The organism is Pseudomonas sp. S4_EA_1b (assembly GCF_016307435.1).
In the GTDB taxonomy this organism is placed as follows: Bacteria; Pseudomonadota; Gammaproteobacteria; order Pseudomonadales; family Pseudomonadaceae; genus Aquipseudomonas; species Aquipseudomonas rhodesiae.
Genome location: NZ_JAEILC010000191.1, coordinates 1 through 7,650 on the forward strand (window position 1 = coordinate 1; position 7,650 = coordinate 7,650).

Below are 7,650 nucleotides of genomic sequence, written 5' to 3' on the forward strand. Positions count from 1 at the left end.
GCCGTGCGCCGCTGGGTGGGCGCGGGCGGGTGGATGCGCTGACGGAACTGGCCGCGGGTGAAGGCACAGCGCGGGTGCTGGTGCATGAAGGGCTCGGCACGCTGCTGCCGTATCGCGGGTTGATCGCCGAACTGGCCGGCAGCGGCCCGTTGCTCGGATTGGCGGTGCACGACAGCGATGATTACTTGAGCCTGCCGCCGGAGCATATCAACGCCACCCTCGGCAAACGGTATGCCCAGGCGCTGTGGGACAGCGGCCGGCGTCGCTTCGACTTGCTGGGCTACTGCTCCGGCGGGCTAGTAACGCTGGAGCTGGCCAAGGCCCTGCTGCAATTGGGCGCCGAGGTGCGTCGGGTGGACATCGTATCGAGCTACCGCATTCCGTACCTGGTGGAGGATGAAGTGCAGATGCTCTACAGCTTCGCCGGCACCCTGGGGCTGGACACCGCTGCGCTGGGGTTGCCGGCGGCCGAGCCGTTGCTCGACAAACACCTGGGTCTGGACGCCACTGCGCTCAAATCTCGCGTACTGGCGGCGGCCAAGGGCATTGCCGATGAGCAGTTGTATCGGGTGTTCGCTCATTCCGTGCGCGCCAGCCACTACAGCGACGGCGCGCCGTATGTGGGCGCCATCCGCCTGTTTGTGCCGAGCGTCGCCAACCCGTTGATCCCCGATCACCAGGCCGCTCTGCAGGCCTGGTGGCAGGCGGCGTCGTTGGCGCCGCTGACTGTGCAGACCCTTCGCGGCAATCACTTCGAGTGCTTGAACGCCGGGCTGAGTCGTTACTTGCTGGAGGAACGCCCATGACTATGCCTGTGAAAACCCTGGTGGTGGGCTCGCGCTTCGGCCAGTTCTACGCCGTTGGTGTTGCTGCGGCCGAGCACCTGGAACTGGTCGGGGTGCTGGGGCAGGGCAGCCGTCGCTCCCGCGCACTGGCTCGCTATCTCGAAGTGCCGTGTTTCGAGGCCTTGGCCCACGTACCCGCCGACACACAACTGGCCTGCGTGGCGGTGGGCGGCGCAGCAAGGGGCGAACAAGGCCCCGCCTTGGCGCAAGCGCTGATGGAGCGGGGCATTGATGTGCTGATCGAGCACCCGTTGCTGCCCCAGGAACTGCAAGACTTGCTGAGCACGGCGGCGCGCCTGCATCGGCGCTGCCTGCTCAACAGTTTCTATCCGCAGTTGCCGTGCGTGGCGCGGTTCATCGAGCTGGCGCGGCAGCTGCATCGTCAACAGGGCATTCGCCATATCGACGCCGACTGCGCGGTGCAGGTGAGTTACGCGACCCTCGATGTGCTGGCGGCGCTGTTGGAGTCGGTAGGCCCATGGTCGGTGGACTGCGTGGCACCGGCGCTGTCGGCCTGGCGGGATATCAGCCTGGTCATGGCGCAAGTGCCGGTGTCGCTGCGCGTGCTCAATGAGTTGGCCGCCAATGATGACGGGCGCATGCAGAGGCTGCAGCGCATCAGCATCGCCACTGACAGCGGCACGTTGCTATTGGCCTCGCCCCACGGACCGTTGCTGTGGCTGCCGGCCGTGCGTGCGCCGGTGCAAGATGTCGACGGGGTGTTCGACCTGTTTGGGCCGCAGGCCGATGAGCCGCTGCCGTGCGCCGAAGTGTTGGAGGCCGCGGCGGCGGATTGGGCGCAGGTTTACCGCCGCGTCTGGCCGACAGCCGCGGCCAGTGCATTGCAACCGCTGATCACGGGGGTGGGGCTGGCGCGCCTGCAACAGCGCAGCCTGGAAGTGGTGAGGCTATGGCAGCAGGTGACGGCGGCGCTCGGGTTCCCGCTGCAGCCGTCGCTGACGTTGCCGGCGGCCGGCCTGGCCCAGGCATTGGAGCACGTCCGATGAGCCACTTGAGCGAAATGCTGCGTCCTTTCCGTGCGCGCTTAGGGGCGGCGATCGCGTTGCAGGCCGTCGCCGGGATCTGCTCGCTGCTGCCGCTGATAGCCTTGGCGCAACTGGCGGACAGCTTGCGCCAGGCGCCGCCGCTGGCGTCTTCGGCACTGAACTGGGTGGTGGTGGCGGTGGTGGCGTCAGCGCTGTGGTTGTTTGGCCAGACCCTGGCCTTGCACCTGACCCATCAGGTGGACGCCGACCTGTGTGACCGTCTGCGCGTGCGCCTGGCCGAGCATCTGCAACGCTTGCCCTTGGGCTGGTTTGCACGGCTGGGGCCCGAGGGCGTCACCCGTTACGCCGAGCAGGATGTGCGGGCCTTGCACCAACTGGTGGGCCATGCGCCGACCGACCTGGTCAACCTGCTGTTGATTCCCATGGCCACCCTGGCCTACCTGCTGTGGAGCAACAGTGCCCTGGCGCTCTGGTGCCTGCTGCCGTTGGCATTGGGCGTGCTGGGCTATTGGCGCCTGGGCTCGGCGCATTACCGCGAGGACGTGGCCCAGCGCAATAGCGCAATCCAGCGGTTGTTCAGCGACTACAGCCAGTTCGCCGGCAACCTGGGCCTGGTCCGGCAATTTCCCAGCGCGGGCATTCATCGCCGTGTGCAAGAGGCGGTGCAGCAGTTTGATCAGCGCTTCAGCCATTGGGTGAGCCGCGCCGGTCATCTTGCTGCGCTGATCCAGGTCCTGCTCAGCGCACCGTGGCTGTTAGCCTGGGTGGTACTTGGCACACTATTTATCGGCGTGAGCGAAGTGGGCGCCGTGCAGGTGTGCGGCTTTTTGCTGCTGGTGCGCGCCATGGCGGCGCCGGTATTGGCGCTGGGGCACGGCTTTGATGCGCTGAACAACGCGCGCGCAAGTGCCCGGCGCCTACAGGAGGTGTTGAGTACACCGCCGTTGATCGAACCCGACGCGCCGCAATCGCCTCGGGACGCCAGCGTGGAGATGCTCGATGTGAGCTTCTCCCAGGGTGATGTCACGGTACTGAAGGCGATCAACCTGCGCCTGGAGCCGGGCACTACCACCGCGCTGGTGGGGCCGTCCGGCGCGGGAAAAAGCACCTTGGCCGGTTTGATCGCCCGCTTTATGGACGTCGACAGCGGGCATGTGCGCGTGGGCGGGGTGGATGTTCGGCAGATCGCCAGCCGCCAATTGCAGCAGTATCTGGCGCTGGTGTTTCAGCAGGCGGGGGCATTGCGCCTGTCACTGGCGCAAAACATCGCCCTGTATCAGCCCCACGCCAGTGAAAAACAGATTCGCGCCGCTGCCAAGGCGGCCTGCCTGGATGACTGGATCATGGGGTTGCCCAAGGGCTACGCCAGCGTGGTGGACGATGATGTGCGGCTGTCCGGCGGCGAATTGCAGCGCCTGGCGATTGCGCGGGCGCTGCTTTCGCGTGCGCCGATCATGTTGCTCGACGAACCCACCTCCGCTACCGACCCGCAGACCGAGCGCGCCTTGCGTACGGCACTGCGCGACGACGCAGCCGGGCGCACGCGGCTGATCATCGCCCATCGCCTGGAAACCATCGCCCATGCCGAGCAGATCCTGGTGCTCTGCGAAGGGCGCATTGTGCAGCGCGGATGTCATGCACAGTTGTTGGCCGTGGACGGTCTGTACCGCCAGCTGTGGGACGAGCAAATGTCGATGGCCGATCAACTGGAGTTCGTGTCATGAGTGTACTTTCGCCGTTGCGTCATTTGCCCGACCAGGCCCGGCGCATACTGCGCGGCGCCCTGGGGTGGATGCTACTGGCCGCCGTGCTGGATGGCTTGGCGGGGTTGGCGCTGGTGCCGCTGATACTGGCCTGGTTCGATCAACAGAGTGTGCAGCCAAGCGTGCTGCTGTTGATGGGGCTGACGTTGCTGCAGGCCTTGGTCAGCTACGTTGCCCAGCGCCGTGGTTATCTGGCGGGAGCCGGGTTGGCGGCCGGCCTGGTCTCGCAACTGGTGCAACAGCTGCCGCGTTTGCCATTGGCGCGGCAGGGCCAGCTGGAAGATTTGGTGCGCGGGCCGGTGTTCAACAGCATGGGCATCCCGGCGCACTTGCTGGCGCCGCTGGTAACGGCGCTGGTGACGCCGACGATGGTGGTGCTGGGGCTGATCTTTATTGAACCGCGTTTGGCGCTGGCGTTGGCCCTGGCTTATCTGCCGTTGTTCGCCCTGCTGCGTTGGGCCGGGCGACGTAGCCTGGCGCTGGAGCAACTGCGCCAGCAAGTCGACCGTCGCGCCGGGCAGCTGTTGCAGACATTCGCGCAGCAACAGGCCTTGATCCGCAGCGCCGGTGATGCCAGCCAGGGCCAGTTGGCGTTGCGTCAGGCCTTGCACGAGCAACACCAGGCCACGCACCGTCTCAACCGCCGCGCGTTGCCCAGCGGGCTTGGCTTTGCGGCGGCGGTGCAGGTGGTGTTTTCGCTGATGTTGGCAGGTGGCGTGCTGGCGGTGGCGGCGGGGCAGTTATCCGGCGCGCTGTTGGTGGCGGTGTTGGTGTTGCTGGTGCGCTTCATCGAACCGCTGTCGCAACTGGCTTACCTGGACCAGGCTTTGCGTATGGCGTGGCAGGCGTTGTCTCAAGTGCTCGCGGTGTTGGCCGTGCCGACGCTGCACAGCCCGCACCCCGGAGAGCAGCCTCAGGATGCAAGTTTGCAAGGGCAAGGCTTGAATATCTGCGGCGAAGGCGGCGAGCAGTTGCTCAAGGATGTGGACATCCATTGCGCGCCGGGAACGTTCACGGCGATTGTCGGACCGTCGGGCGCGGGTAAAAGTACTCTGCTGGCCTTGCTGGGGCGTGGCATGGACCCGCAGACCGGCGCAGTACGACTCGGCCAGGTGGACATTCGCCAGCTAAGCGAACACACCTTGGCCAACCACCTCACGCAAGTGTTCCAGAACAGCGGGCTGTTTGCCGGCAGCCTGCTGTGGAATGTCAGCATGGCCCGGCCGCAAGCCACGCCTGCGCAACTGCAACACGCCGCCAAGGATGCTGCATTGGATGAGGTGCTCAGCAGCCTGCCGCAGGGTTGGCACAGCGAGGTGGGGCCGGGCGGCGCATTACTCTCGGGCGGCCAGCGGCAACGGGTCGGCCTGGCGCGCGCGCTGCTGTCCCCGGCGCCGATCCTGTTGCTTGACGAACCCACCGCCAGCCTCGATGCGCGCTGCGAAGCACGGGTCAATCGCAGCCTGCAGGCGCTGCATGGCAGGCGCACCGTGGTGTTGGTGTCACACAACCCGATGTTGGTGCGCGGTGCCGATCAGATCCTGGTGCTGGAAGGCGGCAGCGTCAGTGGCTGCGGCAGTCATGAGCAGTTGCTGGCCACGCACCGCTGGTATGCGCAGTTCGTCGAGCAAAACCTGCCGGGCAGCCATTGAAAAAGTCCCTTAATCGAAAAGTCGCAGCGTTCGTTTAAACGATACTAATGCGAATTATTATCGATAAAGAGGCTGGGCAATGTCACACCGGGGAGCAACAAAGGCGGGGCGGGGTTTCCAACGTAATGGGGCGCAACTTGGGATGGTGTTGGTGTTGGGCCTGAGCCCGTTGGCACAGGCGATTGCGACCGTGCAATTGCCTGTCATCAAGGTCGCGGGTGACGACACCTCGGGCGAGGTGACCCCACCCGGCGTGACCGCCATCGGCAAGCTACCGCTCAAACTGCGGGAAACGCCGCAGTCGGTGAGCGTCATCGACCACGAGCGCATCGAGCAGCAAAACCTGTTCAGCCTCGATGAGGTGATGCAGCAGGCCACTGGCGTGACGGTGCAGCCTTTCCAGTTGCTGACCACCGCGTACTACGTGCGTGGCTTCAAGATCAACTCTTTCGAACTGGATGGCGTGCCGGCGATGCTCGGTGAAACCGCCGGTTCGCCTCAGGACATGGCGGTGTATGAGCGCGTCGAAATCCTGCGTGGCTCCAATGGTTTGCTGCACGGCAGCGGTAACCCGGCGGCCACGGTCAACCTGGTGCGCAAGCGCCCACAAAAGGCATTCGCCGCCAGCACCACCCTCAGCGGCGGCACCTGGGACCGTTACCGTGGCGAAGTGGATGTCGGCGGGCCGCTGACCCAGACTGGCAATGTGCGTGGGCGCGTGGTGGCGGCCTACGAGGATCGCGACTACTTCTACGATGTCGGCAAGCAAGACACCCAGTTGCTCTACGGCATCACCGAATTCGACTTGACCCCAGACACCCTGCTGACCCTGGGCGCGCAATACCAGACCATCGATTCGGTGACCAACATGGCCGGCGTGCCCATGGCCAAGGACGGATCGAGCCTGAACCTGTCGCGCTCCACCTATCTGGACGTGGACTGGGACCGCTTCAAGTGGACCACGCGCCGGGTGTTCGGCTCTCTTGAGCAGCAACTGGATCACGACTGGAAAGCCAAGGTCGCCGCCGAATACCAGGATGCCGACTCAAGCCTGCGCTATGCCGGTGCTTTTGGCGCCATCGACCCGCTCACCGGCGATGGCGGTCGCTTGATGGGCGCTGCGTATAAATTCAGCAGCACTCAAAAGAGCGTGGATGCCTCGGTCAATGGGCCGTATTCGTTGTTTGGCCGCAGCCATGAGTTGCTGTTGGGCACCAACTACAGCCACGGCGAAACCGAGCAGCGCACCGCCCAGTTCACCACGCCGCTCAACGTGCCGGTGAATGTCTATCGCTGGGACCCGAGCAGTGTGCCCAAACCCGGGATCGGCGCCTACACATCGCCCGGTTCCACGACGACCACCTCCAAGGGCGTCTACGCGCTGACCCGCTACAAACTGCTCGATCCGCTGACCCTGGTCATCGGCGGCCGGGCCAGTTGGTGGGACCAGAACGCGCCGACCAGCCACTTCACCCCCGGCCGGGAAATAACCCCGTATGGCGGCTTGATCTGGGACTTTGCGCAGAACTGGTCGTGGTACGCCAGCTACGCCGAGGTCTACCAGCCGCAGACCGGGCAAACCTGGAGCGGCGACCTGCTCAAACCGGTGGAGGGCAAGACCTATGAAACCGGGATCAAGGGCGAGTTGGCGGACGGGCGTTTGAATATGTCGCTGGCGGTGTTCCGTATCGACCTGGAGAACAACCCGCAAGTCGACCCGGACCATCCGGGTGTGGGGTCGACCACCTACTACATCAGCGGCGGCAAGGTGCGCAGCCAGGGCTTCGAGCTGGAGAGCAGCGGTTATATCACCCCCGAATGGAACGTCTCCGCCGGTTATACCTACACCAGCACCGAGTACCTCAAGGACACCAACGCTTCGGGTGAGCGCTATGCCAGCTTCACGCCGCGCCACATGGCGCGGGTGTGGACCCAGTACGAGTTGCCGTGGCAGGACCGCCGCTGGAGCGTCGGTGCCGGCATGCAGGCGCAAAGTGATTACTCCACCCAATCCGGGGCTGTGACCCTGGAGCAGGGCGGCTATGCCTTACTCAATGCGCGGGTCGCCTACCGCATCGACGAGCATTGGACTGCCGCGGTCAACGGCAACAATCTGGCGGACCGCAAGTACTACCAGAGCCTGTCCAACGTCAATTGGAACAACCGCTATGGCGAACCGCGCAGCCTCAATCTGACCCTGCGAGGTACGTTCTGATGGCCGCTCCGGCCCTTGGTTCCTGGCCGCTGCGCATTTGTCTGGCGCTGGCGGGCAGTGTGCTCAGCAGCCTGCAACTGGCCGTCCTGCTGGCGCGGCATTATCCGTGGGGCGGTGGGCTGGAGCGGCTGTATGCCGGCGTGTTCCTGGGGTCATGCCGAGATAAGG

Annotated in this window: 5 protein-coding genes; all 5 read left to right on the plus strand. The window is 65.1% G+C overall.

Going from position 1 to position 7,650, the window contains the following annotated elements:
- A partial coding sequence (locus tag YA0848_RS35350) for a thioesterase domain-containing protein (protein WP_232925258.1) occupies positions 1-806 on the plus strand: 806 nt, incomplete at its 5' end.
- Complete coding sequence (locus YA0848_RS35355; protein WP_034113724.1) at positions 803-1,852, plus strand: Gfo/Idh/MocA family oxidoreductase; 1,050 nt, start codon at positions 803-805, stop codon at positions 1,850-1,852. The genes YA0848_RS35350 and YA0848_RS35355, both read left to right, overlap by 4 nt.
- Complete coding sequence (locus YA0848_RS35360; protein WP_169902552.1) at positions 1,849-3,576, plus strand: ABC transporter ATP-binding protein; 1,728 nt, start codon at positions 1,849-1,851, stop codon at positions 3,574-3,576. The genes YA0848_RS35355 and YA0848_RS35360 overlap by 4 nt, the downstream gene beginning before the upstream one ends.
- The gene (locus YA0848_RS35365) at positions 3,573-5,267 is read left to right on the plus strand and encodes an ABC transporter ATP-binding protein (RefSeq protein ID WP_169902553.1); all 1,695 of its coding nucleotides are present in this window, start codon (positions 3,573-3,575) and stop codon (positions 5,265-5,267) included. The genes YA0848_RS35360 and YA0848_RS35365 overlap by 4 nt, the downstream gene beginning before the upstream one ends.
- 142 nt (positions 5,268-5,409) lie before the next feature.
- On the plus strand, positions 5,410-7,482 hold the full coding sequence (locus tag YA0848_RS35370) for a TonB-dependent siderophore receptor (RefSeq protein WP_099311866.1): 2,073 nt from the start codon (positions 5,410-5,412) through the stop codon (positions 7,480-7,482).
- Positions 7,483-7,650 lie beyond the last annotated feature (168 nt).